At 72.9% G+C, this 19,677-nt stretch carries 17 protein-coding genes and 1 pseudogene; 5 read left to right on the plus strand and 13 right to left on the minus strand.

The features are described 5' to 3' along the window. Positions 1-3: 3 nt before the first annotated feature. On the minus strand, positions 4-552 hold the full coding sequence (locus J2S44_RS00075) for a hypothetical protein (RefSeq protein ID WP_310407578.1): 549 nt from the start codon (positions 550-552) through the stop codon (positions 4-6). Positions 553-765: 213 nt separating this feature from the next. Here J2S44_RS00075 and J2S44_RS00080 point away from each other — a divergent pair, with 213 nt between their 5' ends. Further along, positions 766-2,088, plus strand: coding sequence for a sulfotransferase (locus tag J2S44_RS00080; protein ID WP_310407579.1), 1,323 nt, complete (start codon positions 766-768; stop codon positions 2,086-2,088). A gap of 87 nt (positions 2,089-2,175) precedes the next feature. Here the strand turns inward: J2S44_RS00080 and J2S44_RS00085 are convergent, their stop codons facing one another. After that, the gene (locus J2S44_RS00085) at positions 2,176-2,481 is read right to left on the minus strand and encodes a hypothetical protein (RefSeq protein WP_310407580.1); all 306 of its coding nucleotides are present in this window, start codon (positions 2,479-2,481) and stop codon (positions 2,176-2,178) included. A 165-nt stretch (positions 2,482-2,646) separates the two neighbouring features. On the opposite strand from J2S44_RS00085, the pseudogene J2S44_RS42810 reads away from it, so the two are divergent. Continuing rightward, a pseudogene (locus tag J2S44_RS42810) lies at positions 2,647-3,288 on the plus strand (NACHT N-terminal helical domain 7-containing protein); the annotation flags it as partial. A 2,547-nt stretch (positions 3,289-5,835) separates the two neighbouring features. On the opposite strand, the gene J2S44_RS00090 reads toward J2S44_RS42810, so the two are convergent. Both J2S44_RS00090 and J2S44_RS00095 read right to left on the minus strand, forming a co-directional pair. Next, on the minus strand, positions 5,836-6,282 hold the full coding sequence (locus J2S44_RS00090; RefSeq protein ID WP_310407581.1) for a DUF5990 family protein: 447 nt from the start codon (positions 6,280-6,282) through the stop codon (positions 5,836-5,838). A 63-nt stretch (positions 6,283-6,345) separates the two neighbouring features. After that, entirely contained in the window at positions 6,346-6,846 is a 501-nt protein-coding gene (locus J2S44_RS00095) for a hypothetical protein (protein ID WP_310407583.1), read from the minus strand. Between the two features lie 70 nt (positions 6,847-6,916). Here J2S44_RS00095 and J2S44_RS00100 point away from each other — a divergent pair, with 70 nt between their 5' ends. After that, a complete protein-coding gene (locus J2S44_RS00100; RefSeq protein ID WP_310407584.1) occupies positions 6,917-8,164 on the plus strand; it encodes a Gfo/Idh/MocA family protein in 1,248 nt (415 codons plus the stop codon). Here J2S44_RS00100 and J2S44_RS00105 read toward each other — a convergent pair. The 9 genes from J2S44_RS00105 to J2S44_RS00145 all read right to left on the minus strand — a co-directional run bounded on the left by J2S44_RS00105 (position 8,145) and on the right by J2S44_RS00145 (position 17,650). After that, positions 8,145-8,708 (minus strand): isochorismatase family protein, encoded by a 564-nt coding sequence (locus J2S44_RS00105; RefSeq protein WP_310407585.1) that lies wholly within the window; start codon positions 8,706-8,708, stop codon positions 8,145-8,147. The genes J2S44_RS00100 and J2S44_RS00105 overlap by 20 nt on opposite strands. 150 nt (positions 8,709-8,858) lie before the next feature. After that, positions 8,859-9,029, minus strand: coding sequence for a hypothetical protein (locus J2S44_RS00110; RefSeq protein ID WP_310407586.1), 171 nt, complete (start codon positions 9,027-9,029; stop codon positions 8,859-8,861). A 30-nt stretch (positions 9,030-9,059) separates the two neighbouring features. After that, positions 9,060-9,608, minus strand: coding sequence for a hypothetical protein (locus J2S44_RS00115; protein WP_310407587.1), 549 nt, complete (start codon positions 9,606-9,608; stop codon positions 9,060-9,062). Continuing rightward, positions 9,605-11,920 carry a hypothetical protein gene (locus J2S44_RS00120; RefSeq protein WP_310407588.1) on the minus strand — a complete coding sequence of 772 codons (2,316 nt, stop codon included), beginning with the start codon at positions 11,918-11,920 and terminating at the stop codon, positions 9,605-9,607. The genes J2S44_RS00115 and J2S44_RS00120 overlap by 4 nt, the downstream gene beginning before the upstream one ends. Positions 11,921-12,083: 163 nt before the next feature. Then, positions 12,084-13,223, minus strand: a complete 1,140-nt coding sequence (locus tag J2S44_RS00125) for a WD40/YVTN/BNR-like repeat-containing protein (protein ID WP_310407589.1) — start codon at positions 13,221-13,223, stop codon at positions 12,084-12,086. A 21-nt stretch (positions 13,224-13,244) separates the two neighbouring features. After that, a complete protein-coding gene (locus J2S44_RS00130; protein ID WP_310407590.1) occupies positions 13,245-14,048 on the minus strand; it encodes a hypothetical protein in 804 nt (267 codons plus the stop codon). A gap of 81 nt (positions 14,049-14,129) precedes the next feature. Next, positions 14,130-15,626, minus strand: coding sequence for a class I SAM-dependent methyltransferase (locus J2S44_RS00135; protein WP_310407591.1), 1,497 nt, complete (start codon positions 15,624-15,626; stop codon positions 14,130-14,132). Positions 15,627-15,764: 138 nt separating this feature from the next. Further along, positions 15,765-16,442, minus strand: coding sequence for a response regulator (locus J2S44_RS00140; RefSeq protein WP_310407592.1), 678 nt, complete (start codon positions 16,440-16,442; stop codon positions 15,765-15,767). Beyond that, entirely contained in the window at positions 16,439-17,650 is a 1,212-nt protein-coding gene (locus tag J2S44_RS00145; RefSeq protein ID WP_310407593.1) for a sensor histidine kinase, read from the minus strand. The genes J2S44_RS00140 and J2S44_RS00145 overlap by 4 nt, the downstream gene beginning before the upstream one ends. A gap of 262 nt (positions 17,651-17,912) precedes the next feature. On the opposite strand from J2S44_RS00145, the gene J2S44_RS00150 reads away from it, so the two are divergent. Both J2S44_RS00150 and J2S44_RS00155 read left to right on the plus strand, forming a co-directional pair. Next, complete coding sequence (locus J2S44_RS00150) at positions 17,913-18,551, plus strand: DedA family protein (RefSeq protein ID WP_310407594.1); 639 nt, start codon at positions 17,913-17,915, stop codon at positions 18,549-18,551. Further along, positions 18,467-19,654, plus strand: a complete 1,188-nt coding sequence (locus J2S44_RS00155) for a glycosyltransferase (RefSeq protein WP_310407595.1) — start codon at positions 18,467-18,469, stop codon at positions 19,652-19,654. Before J2S44_RS00150 ends, J2S44_RS00155 begins: the two co-directional genes overlap by 85 nt. Positions 19,655-19,677: the final 23 nt, after the last annotated feature.

Consider the following 19,677-nt stretch of genomic DNA (forward strand, 5'->3'; position numbering starts at 1 on the left):
AGGCTATTGGTTCTCCCCGTTCTCCCCCTGCGCCGCGCCGCCCTGATCCGCTTGCTGATCCGCGTCCGGATCACCGCCCTGCTCCTGATCACCGGCGGCCGGGTCCGCGTCGCCGGCGGCCGGGTCCTGCTCACCCGCGGCCCCGGCCCCGTCCTCCGCGGCAGCGTCCCCGCCGGCCGCTGCCGGGTCCTCGCCCGCCGGGTCCTCGCCCGCCGGGTCGTCGCCGCCGGCGGGCGGTGCCTCGCCGGCCGGGTCGTCGCGGGAGTTCTCGGCGGTCCGGGGCTCCTCCGGCTCCTCGCCGCAGCGGTTCATCCGCTCCAGGTGGAACAGGCCGCCCGGCTTCTTCGGTGGCGTGTGCGCGAACTCGACGCAGTCGCCCACCTCGAGCCCCGGCACCTTCCGCTCCACCGGGTTCTGCTCGAAGCAGTAGTCCGCCCCCGTGGTCGCGTTGACGCAGACCTTCGGATCGATCGAGATCACCTCGCCGGTGCGGTCCTGGGGCGTGGCGGTGCAGGCCGCGAGCCCGGCTCCGGCGAGCGTCAGGACCAGCAAACGAGCGAGAGCATGTCCAGCGGGCAAGGCTATCCTTTCAGCGAGGTGCGAAAACAGGCGACCGGGGCCGCACGGTCCCGGATGCCACCGGATGATGATCGTCACCCGGCCGGCGCGGTCCGCACCCCGTGATACGAAGCCGGACCCGCCACGGATCAACGCTTCTCGCCCGGCTTCGCCGCGCTGTTCCGGCACCCGACGCGGAAGGTACGCATGCACCTGACGCTCGTCGTCGGCAGCGGCCGCTGCGGCTCCACGCTGCTGTCCCGAATCCTCCGCGACCATCCCGACGTGCTCAGCGTTCGCGAGGTCGGCACCGCGCTCGTCGCCCGCCGGCCGGGCGCACCGCCCGCCGAGATCGACGGCGCGGCGGTCTGGTCCCTGCTCACCGCGCCCGGCGACGCACCCGCCGCCCACGTCCCCGACGGGCTCCTCGACGATCTCGCACCGGTCGTCCGCGGCTGGCCGGCGCGTCCCGCCGCCGCGCACTACCGCGCGCTGCTGCACCACCTCGCCGCCCGGTCCGGCCGGACCACGATCGTCGACCACTCCACCGCCTCATTGCACCTCGTCGCCACGCTGCACGCGGCCGTCCCGGACGCCCACCTCGTCCACATGTACCGCGACGGCCCCGACTGCGCGCTCTCGATGAGCCGCCACGCCTGGTTCCGCGCGGCCGCGCTCACCCGCCACGCCTCCCGGCCCGGCGACACCGCCCTCCCGGCGCCGACACCGCTGTCCCCCGCCGCCGGTCCCGGCGACACCCCGCCGACGCCGGCCGTCCCACCCGGCGACGCGGCGGTTACGCCGCCGACACCAACCGCCACGGCCGACGACCCCGCGCTCACACCGCCGGCACCAACCGCCAAGGCCGAGGACGGCCTGCTCACGCCAGCGACGCCGGCCGCCCGACCCGGCGACGCCGCACTCACGCCACCAACACCAACAGCCAAGGTCGGCGACGCCGCATCCACGACGCCGACACCAGCCGCCGAGCCCGAGAACGGCCCACTCACCCCAGCGACGCCGGCCGCCCCGCTTACCCGGCCGGCGCGCCCGAGCCGGCCCGGCGACGCCCCGCACACGCGGCGGATGCCGGCCGTCCGGGCCGGCGATGCCGCCTCTGCCGCGTCGGTGCCGGCCGCCGCTCGCCGGGAGACGATTCCGCCGGGAGCGCTCGGCCGGGTCGTCCCGCCGAACGACGCGGGTGCGGTCGCCCCGGACCCGATCCCGCTCGCGGTCTTCGGCGCGCTCTGGTCGTCGATGATCGTCGACGGGGTCGCCGCGCTGGACGTGCTGCCGTCGGCGCTGACCTCCGCGCTCCGCTACGAGGATCTGCTCCGCTCCCCCGAGACCACGCTGACCCGCCTCGCGGCCACACTCCACACCTCCGTGGACGGTGACTGGCTGGCCCGCGCCCGCGCCCGCGTCACACCGGCCGCCATCGGCCGGTCCCGCGCCCTCCCTCCGGGCGAACTGGCCGCGCTCGAGGCCGCCTGCCGGCCCGGCATGAAAGCGCTCGGCCGCACCGCCTGAGAACCGGCACCGGAACGGCGCCGACAATGCCGCCGCACGCGGCCGGCGGCACGCCTTTCGCCCCGCCGGAAACGCATCGATCGCGGATCATTCCCCGCCTTTCATCGCGACGATCCGCCGGGCCACGTCGGCGGGGAACAGCCACCGGACGCCGCCGTGCGCGTCGCCGGCGCCGGGCCCGGCGCCGGCCGGCCACCGCAGCATCGCCTGCTCGCCGCCGGAGCGATCGCGCAGGTCACGAAGGCGACGATCATGGCGTTGCCGAAGGCCCCACTCCCGGCGGCGCCGGTGCGCGCGACGGAATTCCTCGTGTGCGGAACTGTGCCGGCGCGACGTGGCCCGATCCCGCATCCGCGCCAATTCCGCCGGGCCGAAAAGCTGCAGCTGTCTCATGGACGTCATTGTTTCAGCCGGATCCGGGAATGCGCCGCCCCCGCGGGGTTCCGCATTCTTTCACATCCCGCGCATTCCCGCGTCCGATACGTCACATCGACGGATCAACGAGGACGACGCGGTCGGCCACCGCGGCGGGTGGTGTCCATAGGGGATACTGCGAGCGTGGCCCGGGACATCAGCTATGACGACGCCGTCCGGATCCTCGGCGGCGACCACGCCGGGATCGTGAAGCTGGTCGACACGCTGCTCGGCGCCGGCATGCTGGCGCTGGTCGGCCCGTTCCGGGACGTCCTCGGCTGGTTCGACGCCAAGGCCGAGCTCAGCCGCGTCACCACCACGCTCGTCACCCGGCTGGCCGAGCACCGCTCCGGCCTGTCCCGCCAGGAGCGGACCCGGCGGCTGGAGGCGGCGCACGCGGTGATCGTGGTGACCGCGTTCTTCGAGGCGCTGGCCGAGTCCGCGTCCCCGCTGGGGCACCGCGACCTCGAGCTGACCGCCGGCGAACAGCGGTCGCTGGCCGGCGGCACCACGACGCGTCCACCGGTGGGCGGCTGGCCGGCACCGATCCCGGGGCCCGCGCAGCCGCACCAGGCCTTCCTCGGCCACCTCACCACCTACTACACCGAGCGCGCGGCCGCGGTCGCCGGCTTCGTGTCCGGGCTGGCCGCGTTCGAACGGCTCGACGAGACCGCGCGGCGGCACGCGCTCGAGAGCATCGCGGCGGTGACGTCACCCGCGCTCGACCGCTACCAGAGCCTGCTGGGCCGGCTCGCCGCCGACTTCCCCGAGGTCGCGTTCTGGGCGGGTCTGCGCGAGCACGCTGCCACCCACGAACGGCTGCGCGACCTCGCCACCGGCCTGGACGCGCTGCACGCCACGCTGGACGCGATCAGCACCGGCCGGGCACCCGACGACCGCCGCCACGGGCTGGCCCGGGCGTACCAGGCCGCGATGCGCCTCCCGATCGCGCCGTCCGGCGAGGTTCCGGCGGGCCTGCGCGTACCCACGCTGGCCGAGGCTTTTCTGCCGCAGCTGTTCCGCGCGTCGGCCGTCACCGGGCAGGCCGCGCTGAGCAGCGAGGACTGGTGGGAGCAGCGGCCGGTGCGGGACGACCTGCTGGCGTTCCTGACCTGGCACCTGACCTCACCGGCCGCGGCGGCCGGGCCGCTGCTGATCCTCGGCCAGCCCGGGTCCGGCAAGTCCGTGCTCACCCGCGTGCTCGCCGCGCAACTGCCGCCGGCCGACTTCCTGCCGGTGCTGGTCGCGTTGCGCGCGGTCCCGGCCGACGCCGACCTGCAGGACCAGATCGAGTACGCGGTCCGGGACGCGACCGGTGACCGGGTCGAGTGGCCGGCGCTGTCCCGGTCCGCCGGCGGCGCGCTGCCACTGATCATCCTGGACGGCTTCGACGAGCTGCTCCAGGCCACCGGCGTGAGCCAGTCCGACTACCTGCGGCGAGTGGCCCGGTTCCAGCGGCGGGAGGCCGACCAGGGCCGGCCGGTCGCGGTGGTCGTGACCAGCAGGACGAGCGTCGCCGACCGCGCGCAGCCACCGGAGGACACGATCGCGCTCCGGCTGGAACCGTTCGACGTGCCACGCGTCGCGGCCTGGCTGGACGTCTGGAACCGGGCGAACGCGGCCCGGTTCACCGACGGCGTGCACCCGATCTCGCTGGAGACCGTGCTGCGCTACCCGGAGCTCGCGTCCCAGCCGCTGCTGCTGCTGATGCTCGCGCTCTACGACGCGGAGGGGAACGCGCTGCACTCGGCCGGCGCGCTGCGGCCGGACGAGCTCTACGAACGGCTGCTCACCCGGTTCGCGCTGCGCGAGGTCGAGAAGCTCGGCACCGGCCTGCCGCCGCGGGACGTGCGCCGCCGGGTGGAGAGCGAGATGCGGCGGCTGAGCGTGGTCGCGTTCGCCATGCTCAACCGCGGCGCGCAGTGGGTGACCGAGGAGCAGCTCCAGTCCGACCTGCTGGCGCTGCCCGCGCTCAGCGGCGCCGTGCAGGCGCCTACCACCCCGGCCGACCTGCGGGCGCCGCTGCGGGCGGCGGAGCTGGCGCTCAGCTCGTTCTTCTTCGTCCACCGCGCCCGCGCGACCCGGGAGCGGGGCGCACTCGAGACCTACGAGTTCCTGCACGCCACGTTCGGCGAGTACCTGGCGGCGCGCCTGATCCACGGCATCGTGGCCGAACTGGTCGCCCGGGAGCGGGTCACCACGTTCCACACCGGCACCGCCGTCGACGACGACCTGCTGCACGCGCTGCTCTCCTTCGCCCCGCTCGCGGACCGCCGCCAGGTCGTGCTCTTCCTGCGCGATCTCGCGTCCACGCTGGACGCGGCGGCCCGCGAGGAATGGCTCGACGTCCTGATCGGGGTGTACCGTGCCGCCCAGTTGCCCAGGCCGGCACGGGCCTTCGACGGGTACGCCCCGGAGCTGCTCACTGTGCCCGCGCGCGTCGCGGCGTACACGTCGAATCTGCTCTTGCTGATCCTGTGCGCCGGGCCGGTGGTGGCCTCCCGCCTGGTCGGCGACGATCCCGCCCGGGGCCGCGACTCCGTGGTCCGGGCCTGGCGGCAGGACAGCCGGCTGTGGCGGTCCCAGCCCGCCGCGAGCGGCTTCAGCGGGCTGCTCGACCTGGTGGCGCTGGAGCGGACCTGGACCGCCGACGGGCAACGGGAGATCGCGCTGCGCCTCACGGGTACGCCGGTGCCGGCTCCGGCGGCGGTGGACCTGCGGTGGACCCTGCACGACGTGCCGGCCCGCGCGGACACCATGACCCACCTGCGCCGGGAGGCGCACTTCACCTGCCACGACGATGACGACCTGCAGCAGCACCTGAACGATCCGCTGATCGAGGCGGGCCTCAACGTGGAGAGCAGCGTGCTGGTTCTCCTGGGCGGCGAGATGGCGACGACGCTCGGCGCGATGTTCCGTCTGCTCTTCGCCGTCGACGTGCCGGCGCAGCGGCGCGACCAGGCATATCGTCTCTGGGCGAGGACGGCGGCGAGTGACCGGTCGGCCGATCTGCTGCTCACCCGGCTCGCGGCCGACCCGCACGTCTCCCCGATGACCGTCGTCTGGGTGCTGGAGCACCTGTCGGGCATCTCCGCGGATGGCTACGCCCGGTGCGTCGCGGCACACCTCGGCCGGCATCCGCAGGCGGATGCCGCGCTCGCCCTGAGGCTGGGATCCTTGATCGAAGTCGGGGCCGACACGCCGGAACGCGCGGACGCGTTCCTCCGCGCCGGCGAGCTCCGCCTGGTGCCGCATCCGCGCCTGCGCGAGCTGGTGGAGCTGATCATCGACCGGTACGCGAGCACGCGGCCCGATCTCGTGGCGCGCGCCCGGTCACTCCGGGACCAGCTCCCACCGGACGAGCGGCGGCCGGACCGTGGCACAGACCGGCCCGCCCCTGGCGTCGGTGAGACCGAGGCGGGCGACGAGCACGCCCCGGCCGGCGGCGGCCTCGGTGACTAGCCCGGCGCCGGCGTCCGCCGGGTGGATCTTCGCCCGGCGGAACGTGTGAAAGCCACCCCCGGCCGCCACGCTGCCCCAGGCCAGATAGACGAAGCGGGCGCCACGCCGGCCGTGGACGAACGGGCCGCCGAAGTCCACCGGTTCCGGCTTCGCGGTCACCTCGAGGTCCCACACCGCGGACGCGGCGTCGCCGGGGACCAGGTCGACCACCTCGTCCCGGCGTTGCACGCCGACGTGGACGTCCCGGTACGGCGGCCCGGCCGGATCGGTGTCCGCGGTCCGGCCCGGCAGGTCGACGCCGACGATACGCAACCGCACCGGTTCACGATCGCACCGCGCCGGCCGGCGGGCAACGACCACGGCCGCCGGCGAGTCCGGTGGTCAGAGACGTTCGCGGAGGGTGACGCCCGGGTTCAGGTGCTCCCACTCGCGCACCACCTCGTTCGGCACCGAGGCGATGCGGATCCGGTCGCCGCGGACCAGGCGGGGGTACTGCTTGGGGATCAGGTACTCGCCGATCAGCAGGTTGACCAGGAGCAGCAGCACCACGACGAGGAGCGCGCCGGCCCCGACCAGGTCGGTCCGGGCGGGCCGGGTGAGCAGCGAGTAGGTGATCCAGCCGGCCGCGCTGACCCCGACGACGATCATCGCCGGTACGACCAGGCGGCTGCGGAACCGTTCGAGCGCGTAACTGCGGTGCAGGATCTGCGCCTCGGACTCGGTGACCGGCAGCGCGAAGGACGCCCGGCCCGCGCTGCGCCACAGCGGCAGGCACGACACCTCCGCGGTCCCGCCCGCGTACTCCCCGTCGAAGATCGAGCGGGGCGGAAGATGCAGATGTGACAGGTCGGTCCGTGAGACGACCACGGTGGCGGTGTCCATGGCTTCCCCCGATCGGTAACCCCAGGTGACACCACTGTAGGCAGGATGAGGATCGGGAGGTGCCGAAAGCATGAGTCCGGTGACGATCGCGCTGGTCGGTGCGGGCAGCCGCGGGCAGAAGTACGCCGAGTGGGTCGCCGCGCACCCGGACCGGGCGCGCCTGGTCGCGGTCGCCGATCCGCTGCCGCACCGGCGCGAGCGGGTGGGCGGCACCCCGTACCCCCGCTGGGAGGATCTGATCGTGGAGGGCCGCGTCGCGGACGCGGTGATCATCGCGACGCAGGACCGTGATCATCTCGGTCCGGCCGAGGCGTTCGCCCGCGCCGGCTACCACGTGCTGCTGGAGAAGCCGCTGGCGCCGGCCGCGGACGAGTGCCGCCGCATCGTCGCCACCGTCGAGGACGCCGGGGTGCTGCTGGCCGTCTGCCACGTGCTGCGCTACACGCCCTACACCGACCTGGTGAAACGCGTGCTCGACGCCGGCTCGATCGGCGAGCTGGTCAGCGTGGAGCACCTGGAGCCGGTCGGCTGGTGGCACTTCGCGCACTCCTACGTGCGCGGCAACTGGCGCCGGGCGGACCGGTCCGCGCCGATGCTGATGACGAAGTCGTGCCACGACCTGGACTGGCTCGCCTACGTGACCGGCCGCCGGATCGAGCGGGTGTCGAGCTTCGGCGGGCTGCGGCACTTCCGCCCGGAGAACGCGCCGCCCGGTGCCGCGGAACGGTGCCTGGACTGCCCGGCCGAGCCGGACTGCCCGTACTCCGCGCCGAAGATCTACCTCCCCCGGTTCCGGGACCGCGGCCTGCGCTGGCCGGTCAACGTGATCACCGACGGGCCGGACGAGGCCGCGGTGCTCACGGCGCTGCGCGACGGCCCGTACGGCCGGTGCGTCTACCGCGGCGACAACGACGTGGCCGACCACCAGGTGGTCGCGATGGAACTGTCCGGCGGCGTCACCGCGTCGTTCACGGTCACCGCGTTCACCCCGCTGACCCACCGGCAGACCCGCCTCTTCGGTACGCACGGCATGCTGACCGGCGACGGCGTCCGGGTGCGCCTGCACGACTTCCGCACGGACACGGTCACGGTGCTGGACTCGACCGGCGACGCACCCGCGACCGGTGACCCGACCGCGGGCGGCGGCCACGGCGGCGGCGACGCGGGTGTGATGAACGCGTTCGTCACCGCGGTCGCGACCGGCGACCCGGCGCACATCCGCTCCGGCCCGGCCGAGTCGCTCGCCGCGCACCTGGCCGTCTTCGCCGCCGAGGAGGCCCGGCACACCGGCAGGGTGGTCACGGTGCCGGTCGCGTGAACGTCACCTCCGCCGTGCCGGCCGTGCCCCCGCTGCGGCCCGGCGCGCGGTGGAACCGCCAGTAGAGGTTGGTGTGCGCGATGACCTGCTCCGGCGGCGGCGCACCCCACTCGCCGTTGTCGTCCGTGGTGTGCGCGTCCGACACGAGCGTCGCGTCGTAGCCCCGGGCGATCGCACCGTGCAGCGTGGACCGGATGCACGCGTCGGTCTGCGCGCCGGCCACCACGAGATGCCCGACCCGGCGCGCGGCCAGCACGTCCTCCAGCTCGGTCGCCTCGAACGCGTCACCCCAGTTCTTGTGCACGACCGGCTCACCGTCACGGACCGGCAGCTCCGGGACGATCTGCCAGCCGTCGCCACCCCGCGGCAGGTCGGCGTCGTTGTGCTGCACCCACACGACCGCGGTGCCGGTCTCCCGCGCCCGCTCGACCAGCGTCGCGATGTTCTTCACCACCGCGTCGCGCTCCCACGCGGCCGCGACCACCTGCCGCTGGACGTCGATGACGACCAGCGCCGTCTCCGGCCGATCAGTGAGCGTGCTCATGTCCTACAACCTCCGCGGCAACCGAATGCGTCTTCTCCACGACAGGCTAGACCTCGGGTACGACAGGAACGCGTGAGCAGCCGATGGGCTCCCGCGTGAGCACCGTCCCGGCGCACACTCACACCCGGGCGTGCAGAACTGTGCAGGGGGTTACGGCATGACGTGCGGTTGTTCGGTGGCGGCGCTGTCCCGCCCGTCCGGTCGCCGGCCCGCCCGCTCGGTCCGCCTCTGCGCCCGCTGCCGCCGCTGGTCCGGCACGTCCGCCCTGACCCCGCACACGCCGGTGACCACGACCGGCGCCAGTTCCTGCAGCGCCACCACCACCCCACCGCCGCGCCGTGACTGACGGGGTCAGGCCCGGCTCGATCGCACCCGCGTCTCCCAGGTGATCCGGCTGTCGTCCCACCGGACCGCCTCCTGATCGCGGAGCTGGTAGAGAACGTAGAGAAGCTGTTCCAGCGCCGGCGGTCGCGCGATGTTGTAGATCGCGCGTACCGGCAGGACGTCCCCGTTGGCCTCCAGAACCGCGAGCACCCGATCGCGCAGCGCGTCGGGCGCGTCGGGGACGATCGGCTCACCACGATCGACGGCGCCGACGTCGGGCTCGAGCCCGGCGTGGGCGAACTCCACCATTTGGTCCCGCAACCGCAGCGACTCGGCGTTCGTGCTCACCAGCGTCGCCCGTACCGTATGCAGCAGGTCCTGGACCTTTCGCAATCCCGCTTCGGTACGCGCGTTGAGCCGGCGGCTCTGCCGGGCCGCGACGAACGAGAATCCCCATTGCGTCACGAATCCGACGAACGCGGCCGCCATGAACGACACGTTGAGCCAGTCCGGGCTGTCCCATCGGGGCACGGTCGGGGACAGGTGCACCGCCAGCCACGCGATCAGCGGCGTCATGTCAGTAGCTGCCGGTGCCGCAACGTACTGACCTGCTCGAACAGTAGATCACCGAGCCAGCTGGCTTCCGTGTCACCGGTTCCCGCCCGGACCGCTTCGGCGAGCCGGGGTGCCACGAAGACGCGGATGCTCTTCGCGAGCTGCTGGAAGTCCTGCTCCGCGGCCCGGGCGGTGCTCGACAGTTGACTGATGGTCTGAGCCCGTCCCCGGCCGTCGCTCAGAAGTGACCGGATCCGGCCGTCCATCGGGCGGGAGGGAATGTCGATGAGCACCTCCGACTCGTCGACCTCACCGATCCGCGGATATCTGCGGGTGAGCTCGGCACCCACCGCTCGCCGCAACTCCAGCAGCTGACTCGCGCTGCGCTGTTCGACCGGGAGATTGTTGAGCGCTCGTGACACCTCGCCGTGCTTGGTGTCCTCCGCGAACGGCACCTCGTACAGTTCCTGGTAGAGCCCGGCCCCGCGCAGCGGCACGAAGGACCTCATCGGCGAGGGCCGGCCCGTCCGCTCCTCGTACAGCCCGTTCATTCGCTTGACGACTTCCTCCTCGGACATGACGAGAAACTCGGTCCGGAACGACGGCTGCATGGCGATGCTGTCCGCGACGTGCAGGAACATTGCCATCAATGCCCGATTGCGGGGATGCCAGTAGATCGAACGGAAATTGGCGAGCCGGGCGTGGATAACCGACTCAACGGCCGGCAGCGCCTTCATGTCAAAGGCCAGAAACTCCATGTTGTACGAGTCAGGCGTCATGATCGCGGAACGCATGAGGCGTGCCTGGTCAATGCCGCCACCGATCGGCACACCGGTGAACAGCGCGTCGAGCCTCAGATAGGACAGCTTGTCGAGGTCGACCCCGGAGTCGAGGATCGAGTTGACGAACTGCTCGACCGGTGAGTCCGGCAGCTGACGGGAACGGTCCTCGTAACAGACACGCCACAGACGCTCCGGCTCGATGCCGTCGGCTCGGAGCAGGTCGCCGAGCGGCTCGTGCGCCCGCCCGGCGAAATGCGCGAAGTCGGAGTTCATCACCTCGTCGAAGAGCGCCCGGTTGGTGAACACACCACCGGCCGACTCCTGGAACGTGTGCAGGAACGGGAAATGGTTGATGTCGTGCAGCAACGCCGCCACGATGGCGAAGCGGACGTCGCGGCTCTCGAACGTGCGACGGAACCGCGGATCGGAGAACATGTGCTGCATGAGGTCCGCGGCGAGGCTCGCGCAGTGCATCATGTGCATGGCGCGGGTGTGTTCCGCTCCGACGAACACGTACCGCAACAGAGTCAGCTGTTTGACCGCGAACAGCCGGGTGAACGCGGGATGCCGGATGATGTCCGCGATCACCCCCGTCTTGGTGAGTACCTGACCGTCGGGAAAACTCTCCACGTCGTCGTTGGGCGCGTTGCGTACCAGTTCCGGCACACCGTACGGATGCAGGAACTCGGGTTTCGCCCGTTCCAGCAGGTGATGGATCTCCGAGGCGGTCACCCGCTTGCACGACGGATAGCTGGTCAGGTGATTCGCGACCTCGTCCAGGTACCTCCGGTTGGTCGAGCTGAGGCCGCTGGCGGCACCGAGCAACTCGCGGATCAGCAGCCCGAACTGATACCAGTCGAGCCACACCAGGTCATCGCCGTCCGCCAGTTGCGCGAGATCGATCCGGGAGTGCTCGTCGGCCAGCCCACCGAACCACTCCTCCGGCGCCAGCCTCGGGTCGACGTAGAGAATGGTGGCACGCGCCTCGCGATTGGCCCGGAGGACCTGGCTCGCGTTCAGATCGATGAGAACCGCCGGGGAGCCCTGCCGATCGGGCTGGATCACGTTCGACGCGCGAACGTCGAAGTGACCGACCCTCCGCTCGTGCAGCGCGATCAGGCCACGCAACACGCTCTCCAAGCATCTGATGATCACTCGCACCTGATCGACCTTGGCGTCGATGCCGCGTAACAGATCGTCGATGGGCTTGCCGGCGATGAAGTCACGGACGACCACCGTGACGTTCTGCTGTCGAGCACCGTAGGTGAGCACCGCGGGACCGCACAGCTCCGGATGCACCCGGGGCAGCTCCGGTCGCTCGTTGTCCCGAAGAGCCCCGATCTCGTGCTGGACGCCCGCGGCCACCCGATGTGCGGCCTCGATGTCCTCGGGATTGACCGGCCACAGGCAGCGGGCGAGCAGCACATCGCCCTGCCCCGACGTGACCTGCAGCAGGTGCTGGTCCTGCTTGGTTGACCGCAGTTCCGCAGTCACCGTCAGCTCACGTCCGTTGACGCGAATCGTCTCGTAGGGAGTCTCCGCGACACGCATACCGCCTCCCGCCCTCGGCCCCTGCCGTCATTGTCAGCGGAGCGTCAACGTCCTCGGCACGGGTGAGAACGGCGCGGAGGCGGACCGGATGCGAAGAGCCTCCCGAAATGCCGGTGGAATGCGTCGTCCGGACGGTACGTGTCTTCGCGCAGGGGCCGGGGAATCAGAACCGTCCGTTCAGGATCGCCAGCCGGCCGGTCTCGCCCGACGCCCAGCAGACGGGTGCGTTCCGGCTCGTGACGCAGTCGGCCGTGTCGAAGCTGCCGCCGTCGAACTCGGTCCAGGTGTGGCCGCCGTCGTGGCTGAGGGAGCTGCCGGTCGGGCCGACCGCCAGCACGGACGCGCGCCGGCCGGGGATCCACGCGGCGCCGGAACGGTACTCGCCGGGTGGGACCGCGGACGTGGTCCAGCGGCCGTCGCGGAGGACGGCCGCGCCGGACGGGGCGGACGACGGGGCCGCGTAGTCGCCGCCGACCGCGACGCCCTGGGACGGAGAGCGGAACGCGAGCGAGTAGATGCCCGCGGAAGGGCCGGACGGGACCGGGGTCGACGTGACCCGCCAGCTGCGGCCGTGGTCCGTGGTGGTGAACACCCGGGCGGTCGCGCCGCCGCCGGTGGCGAACCAGTATCGGCCGTCGGCGCCGGCGACCAGGCAGGTGCCGCTGGCCGCGAACGCGAATTCGCCGGTCAGTGCCGCCGGCATCCGCACCCGCGACCGCACCGCCCAGGTCTGCCCGCCGTCCGAGGTGGACAGCACACGGAACGCGCCGTCGACCGGGTCGGACAACGCCAGCCCGTGCCGCGCGTCGGTGAAGGCCAGGCAGTCGTAGAACGCGGCGGCGTCCGGGTTGCGGAACGTCTCCGCCCAGGTCCGGCCGCCGTCGACGGTCCGGTAGACGCGTGAGTCCGCGCCGGGGCCGATCGACAGCACCACGGCACGCCGCGCGTCGAACGCCTCGATGTCGCGGAACTGCAGCGCCTCCGCGCCGGCCGGGCCGACCGAGGCCCAGTGCCGGCCACCGTCCACGGTCCGCAGCACCGTCCCGCCGCTGCCGCCGGCCCACACCACCCGGGCCGACACCACGGACAGCCCGCGCAACCGCGCCGTGCTCCCGGTCGGCGACAGCGACCAGGACGGCGAAAGCCCTTGGAACGGCGACGGCCCTTGGAACGGCGACGGCCCCTGGAACGGCGACGGCCCCTGGAACGGCGATGGCGACCCGGACGCCGGCGGTGCCGCGATCGCGGCCGACGGGAGCAGCACGACGGCGAGCGCGACGGCGACGGCACAGAAACGCCTCATGCCGCCGAACCTAGCATGACGTCAATCGATGTGAGGGGCGCTGAACACAATGGACGGCATCGCGTCCGCGACCACCCGGAGGTCCGCCAGCCGGGCCGGGATGCGCGCCACCCGCGAGTCCGGGATGACGGCCTCCGCGTACACCAGGGTGGAGCCGACCACGGCCCAGTCACGCACCCGGGTCCGCACGCACGCCCGCCGCAGCTCGTCCGTGAGCACCAGCGGACCGAGCTCGGCCGGCATCACCCGGCCGGCGTCCTCCACGCTGAACGACGCCGCGCACGGCGGCAGCCGGAGCAGGAACACGGTCTCCTCGTGCCGGATGGCGCCGACGCCGACGCCGAACGTGTACGCGTGGTTGAACACGTCGAACGGCACGCCGTCCAGGTCGCCGCTGAGCACGCGGGAGTAGTCGTTGTCCGCCGCGTTCCGGCTCAGCCCCACGTTCGGGTAGCGTGCGGCGACGTCCGGGTCGACCGCCCGGTACCGCCATCCCTCCCGCTGGGCGAGGAGCTTGCGGCGGCCGGTGTCCGGGCCGGCGTCGTCGGCGAAGGTCCGGGTCGCGCGCGCCAGCAGCAGCAGGCCGGCGAGCGTGAGGAGCAGGCCGCCGCCGAGCGCGACGACCGCCTCCACCTGCATGCGGGTGGCCTCGTAGGCGAGCTGTTCCTCGTAGCCCCGCGCGCCGCAGACGTCACCGGCCTGCATGCGCCAGCCGCCGCAGCGCGGGGTGGGCGTGCCGAACACGGACAGCAGGCCCCAGAAGAGGGCCACGGTGCCGCCGACCAGCGCGATCCAGGCGGCGACTCTGCTGACGAACACGGACACGCCGAGGATCCTGCCAGGGCGGATCCTTGACGGCTCGTGTTCCTTTGCGCACGTACCGTGAATCCCGGCGTTTCGCCCCGATCAGGTGTTGAGCGGGCGCCGGGCGATCAGCAGCGTGTGGGTGACCGGCCAGTCCAGCGGGCTGCCGTCCGGCCGGTGCAGCGACGCGACCGGGTCCAGCCGGTTCCGGACGATCCAGTCGTTGCGGGTGGCGTGCGACGCGGCGTCGACCTCGAAGCCGACGTCGGTCAGCAGCCCCTTCCAGTCCGCCATCTCCAGTCCGCAGAACTGCTCCTGCGTCTCGGACAGCCAGTTGTCCGGGTAGTCCTTGCGGGTGAGGAAGTCCATCGCGTCCCCGAGCGTCAGCTCGACCACGTCGTCCGACACCGGGCGGAAGCCGAACGGGAACCGGAAGTCCTTCGCGAACTGGTCGAGCCGGGCCCGGGTGGACAGCCCGCTCACGTAGGCGGCGACGTCGCCGGCGAGGTCGACCGGCGCACCCGGGTTCGCGCCGTCCGACGTGGACAGCCGCAGGTGGACGAGCTGGTCCTTGCCGTCCGGCCCGCACACGTCACTGTTGATCCACACGCCGCCCGGCACGGTGTGTTCGTAGATCGCCGCCACGAACCGCCGCAGCGACTCCATCCGCGCGCCGTACGACCAGATCTCGTGGGTCAGCGCGAACGTCATGGTCGTGTCGATCGACCGCGGCGCGAACACCGCACCGCCGAGCACGTTGCGGTGGTAGAAGAACACATTCGGGTTCGTGAACGCGCCCTGCGCCTTCTTGTGCACGCACTCCTCGAACAGGTGCCGCGCCACCTCGACGCCGATCAGGTCGCTCTCCCGGAGCGCGGGCTCGCGATCGGCCATCTCCAGCACCGCGCCCGCGCCGCACCCGATGTCCACGATCCGGCCCGGCCGCACGTGCTCGCGGACCAGGCCCCACTTGCGCTCCGCACCCGCGGCGAACGCCTCCACGTACGTCCGGTAGTCGCGGGTCGCGGTCAGCCCGCCCTCGTCGCCCACCACCGGGTCGTTGACCACCGCGCGCACCGCCTCCACCAGCCGGTACCGCCCGAACACGTCCACCGACGCCGGGTGTGCCAGCTCGCGCCACGTCTCGTCGCCGCCGGCCAGCCGCATCAGCACGTCCCACGGGCGCTCCGGCGGGTCCGCGGCCAGCGCCGGATCGTCCTCGACCGGCACCACCGTGAAGCCCAGCGCGGTGTAGAGCGCCGTGACCGCCGGCGTGGAGCAGGCCACCACCGTGTTCTCCGGCGTCACCACCAGCCCGGTCGCCACCTCGATGTTCTTCACCGTCACCGCGGCGAACCGATCCGTCGGCGCGGTGTCGAACACCGGCACCACCAGCGACCGCAGCCCTTCCTGCGCGCTGAGCCGCTCGATCGCGGCCTCGCGCCGGTGGTACGGGATCGGGTTACGCTTCGTGTTCTCGTGGTTCGCCGACGTCACCGCCCACACCACGGTCGCGTCCCCGGCCGCCCGCCGCAGGAATTCCGCCTGGAAGCGCGTCAGCAGGTGGTGCCGACCGGGGAAGAGCAGGAGTTTCTCCATCCGATCTTCCTAGCGCATCCGCGTGGCAAACCCAAAATCCAGGAGCAGATGCGTGAGGTGCCCACTTCCGGCGTGGTCACCGACGGTGGTGTTCGGGTCCCGCGCGATCCGCGGGTCATCCGGCACGCCGCGCACCGTTCACGCGGGCGGCGACGTGTTCCGGCCCGGCGTCACCAGGCCGTGCTCGTAGCCGAAGACCACCGCGTGCACCCGGTCCCGCAGGCCGAGCTTGTTCAGGATCCGGCTGACGTGCGTCTTCGTGGTCTGCTCCGCGATGAACAGCGCCTTGGCGATCTCCGCGTTCGACATGCCCATCGCCATGTGCCGCAGCACCTCGCGTTCCCGGTCGGTCAGCGCGTCCAGCGCCGGGTTGACCGCGGGCTCCGGCGGCCGGGAGTCGATGAAGTTCTCGATCAGGCGGCGGGTGATCGTCGGCGCCAGCAGCGACTCGCTGCGCGCCACCACCCGGACCGCGCGCATCAGCTCCTCCGGCTCGCTGTCCTTGAGCAGGAACCCGCTCGCGCCCGCGCGCAACGCCTCGTACACGTAGTCGTCGATGTCGAACGTGGTCAGCATCAGCACGCGCGGGGCCGGCTCACCGGCGGCGAGCAGCTCCCGGGTGGCGGCCAGCCCGTCCAGCTCCGGCATGCGTACGTCCATCAGTACCACGTCCGGGCGCAGGGCGCGGCTGCGCTCGATCGCCTCCCGCCCGTTCTCCGCGACGCCGACCACGGTCAGATCCGGCTGCGACTCGAGGATCACCCGCACGCCGGACCGGATCATCGGCTGGTCGTCGGCGATCAGAATCCGGATCATGCGGCACCCTCCTCGACGGCCGGGTGAGCCGCCGGCCCGGCGGACGGGACGAGCGGGTCCCCGGACAGCGGCAGCCGCGCGGTGACCCGGTAGCCGCCGTCCGGCTGGGCGCCGGTCCGCACGTGGCCACCGGCGAGCCGGGCCCGCTCGCGCATGCCGACCAGCCCGTGCCCGGCCCGGGCCGGCTCCTCGATCAGCCGGGGCACCGCGGCCGGCGGACCGTTCACCACCTCGACCAGCAGCTCGCCGCGCTCGACCGCGACCCGGACCCGGGTGTCCGCGCCCGGCGCGTGCCGGATCACGTTGCTCAGCGACTCCTGCACGATCCGGTACGCGGCCAGGCCCACGGTCCCGTCGCCGGCATCGCCGGTCACGTCCAGCGTCACCGGCACGCCCCCGCGGCGCGCGGACTCGGCCAGCTCGCCCAGATCGCGCAGGTCCGGCTGCGGCCGGGCCTCGGTGTCCGCGCTCTCGTCGCGCAGCAGCGCCAGCAGCGCGCGCATCTCCCGCAGCGTGGCCCGGGTGCCGGCCGCGATCCGGCCGAACTCCGCGCGCGGCTCCGGGTCGATGTCCGGAAACCGGTACACCGCGGACGTGGCCTGCATGTGGATCACCGACATGCTGTGCGCGACCACGTCGTGCAGCTCCCGCGCGATCCGGTTGCGCTCCTCGACCAGTGCCCGCTGCGCCTGCTCCAGCTCGACGTCGCGGCGGGCCTGGGCCAGCTCCCGGCGGACCGCGCCGCGCTGCCGCCACGCGATCGTGCCGAACAGCACCATCACCGAGTTCGTCGCGTAGGTGATCAGCGCGGTGTCGCCGACCTCGAGGGTGCGGCCGCGCGGGTCGACGGTCGCCAGCAGGATGCCGAAGAGCGCGCTGATCCACCAGATCACCACGGCCTCGCGCCACGGCCAGCGCAGCCCGATCAGCGCGACGTGCACCACCATGGTCAGCATCACCGGCGGCTGGAACGGCCAGATGCCGGCCGAGCCCTGCTGCGCGAACGCGAACACCGCCACGGCCGCGAGCTGCAGCACCGTGGCGATCCGCGGCCGGGTCAGGGTGAGCGCCAGCGCGCCGCACTGCGCGGTCGCGGCGGCCCAGGAGATCAGCAGCGCCACACCGTACACATCGGTCATCACGGTCGCGGTCCCGACCAGCAGCATGCCGGCCAGCGCCCCGACGACCAGCCACCACTGCCTCGGCACCGCCGGCCGCCCGGACACCGCCGGCCGCCCGGACACCGCCGGCCGCCCGGCCACCGCCGGTTGCCCCGACACCGCTGGCTGCCCGGCCACCGCTGGCTGCCGCAATGCCCGTGTCTGTTGCCTCGGACCCCCGCTCACGTTCCGAACGCTACCTAGCGGAATCCCCCCGAGCATCACCCCGTGGTCCGATGCGAACCCCTACGGGCGTTGTGGCTCCCCGGGCGGACGCACCCGAGAAGCCTCGGGACCGAGAGTGGACGCCATGGACACGTACACCTGGATCGGCCCGTTGGTGCTGGTCGAGGGGCCGGCCGCGACCGTCACCGCCGGCTCCATGGTCGGCGCCGGTCTCGCCCGGTTCTGGCCGGTCTGGGTGATCGTCGTGCTCGCGGACGTGGCCGGCGACAGCCTGCTCTACCTGGCCGGCCGGTGGTCCCGGCACCCCCGGGTGTCGTCGCTGCTGGCCCGGATCGGGTTCACGTCGCGGCGCGCCGCCGGCGTCACCCGCTCGCTGCCGCGGCTGGTGATGACCGCGAAGCTCGTCGACGTGCTGGCCATGCCCGCGTTCGTCGCGGCCGGCGTCGCGCGCATCCCGTACCGCCGGTTCGCGGCCTGGGTGACGGCCGGTTCCGCGGTGCGGGCCGCCGTGCTGCTCGGCGCGGGCGCGCTGCTCGGCACCAGGCTCACCGGCCTGCTGGAGCTGCCCGGCGGTTTCCTGCTGCTCACCGCGGCCGTGGCCGGCCCGGTACTGCTCGTCCATCTGCTTCTCAACCGGCTCTTCCGCCGCCTCACCACGATCAGGGAGACGAAGACCCCATGCGCATCCTCATCGGCGCCGACACCTACGCCCCGCACGTCAACGGCGCTTCCTACTTCGCCCAGCGTCTCGCCGCCGCGCTGACCGAGCGCCACGAGGTGCACGTGGTCAGCCCCGCGACCGGGTACGTCAGCGAGAGACGGGTCACCGCCGGCGGGATCGTCGAGCACCGGGTGCGGTCGCTGCCGATCTGGCAGCGCCGGGACTTCCGGTTCTCGCTGCCGATCGCGCTGCGCCGGGTGGCCGGGCGGATCCTGGACGAGGTGCGCCCGGACGTGGTGCACGTGCAGAGCCACTTCCCGGTCTGCCGGGCGCTGGTCGCGGCCGCTCACGAACGCGGCATCTTCGTGGTCGCCACCAACCACTTCATGCCGGAGAACCTGACGCACTACCTGCCGCTCGGCCGGGATCAGGTGCACGCGTGGGCGTGGCGGGACGCGGCGCGGGTGTTCGCCCGCGCGGACGTGGTCACCGCGCCGACACCGTACGCGGCCGCGCTGGCCACGGTGGCCGGCATCCCGGGCCCGGTGCTGCCGATCTCGTGCGGCATCGACCTGTCCCGGTTCCGGTCCGGCGGCGACGCGGCCGGTTTCCGCCACCGGTACGGCCTCGAGGACGTCCCCACGGTCGCGTTCGTCGGCCGGCTGGACTCGGAGAAGAACCTGGACGTGCTGATCCGCGCGTTCGCCACGGTCCGCCGCCGGGTCCGGTCGCAGCTGCTGCTGGTCGGCACCGGCGCGGAGGACCGGGCGCTGCGCGCGCTCGCGGCCGAGCTGGGCGTGGCGGACTCGGTGCGGTTCGCCGGTTTCGTGCCGGACGAGGAGCTGCCGTCCGCGTACGCGGCGTCGACCGTGTTCGTCAACCCGGGCACCGCGGAGTTGCAGAGCCTGGTGACGCTGGAGGCGATGGCGTGCGGCCGCCCGGTGCTGGGCGCGGACGCGGCCGCGCTGCCGCACCTGGTGATCGACGACGAGACCGGTTTCCTGTTCCCGCCGGGTGACGCCCGCGCGCTTGCCGGTCATCTGGTCACGCTGTTGCAGGACCCGGACCGCGCGGCCGCGCTGGGCCGCCGGGCCCGGGCCGTGGCCGAGCAGCACGACGAGGAGCGCACCGTGGCCGCGTTCGAGCAGCTATACGCGATCGGCGGGGACCGCTCCGCCCGCGTCCCGGTCGCGCTCGCGGCCTGAGCCGGACAGCCGGGAACGGGCTC

This window comes from Catenuloplanes niger (genome assembly GCF_031458255.1).
Lineage (GTDB): Bacteria > Actinomycetota > Actinomycetes > Mycobacteriales > Micromonosporaceae > Catenuloplanes > Catenuloplanes niger.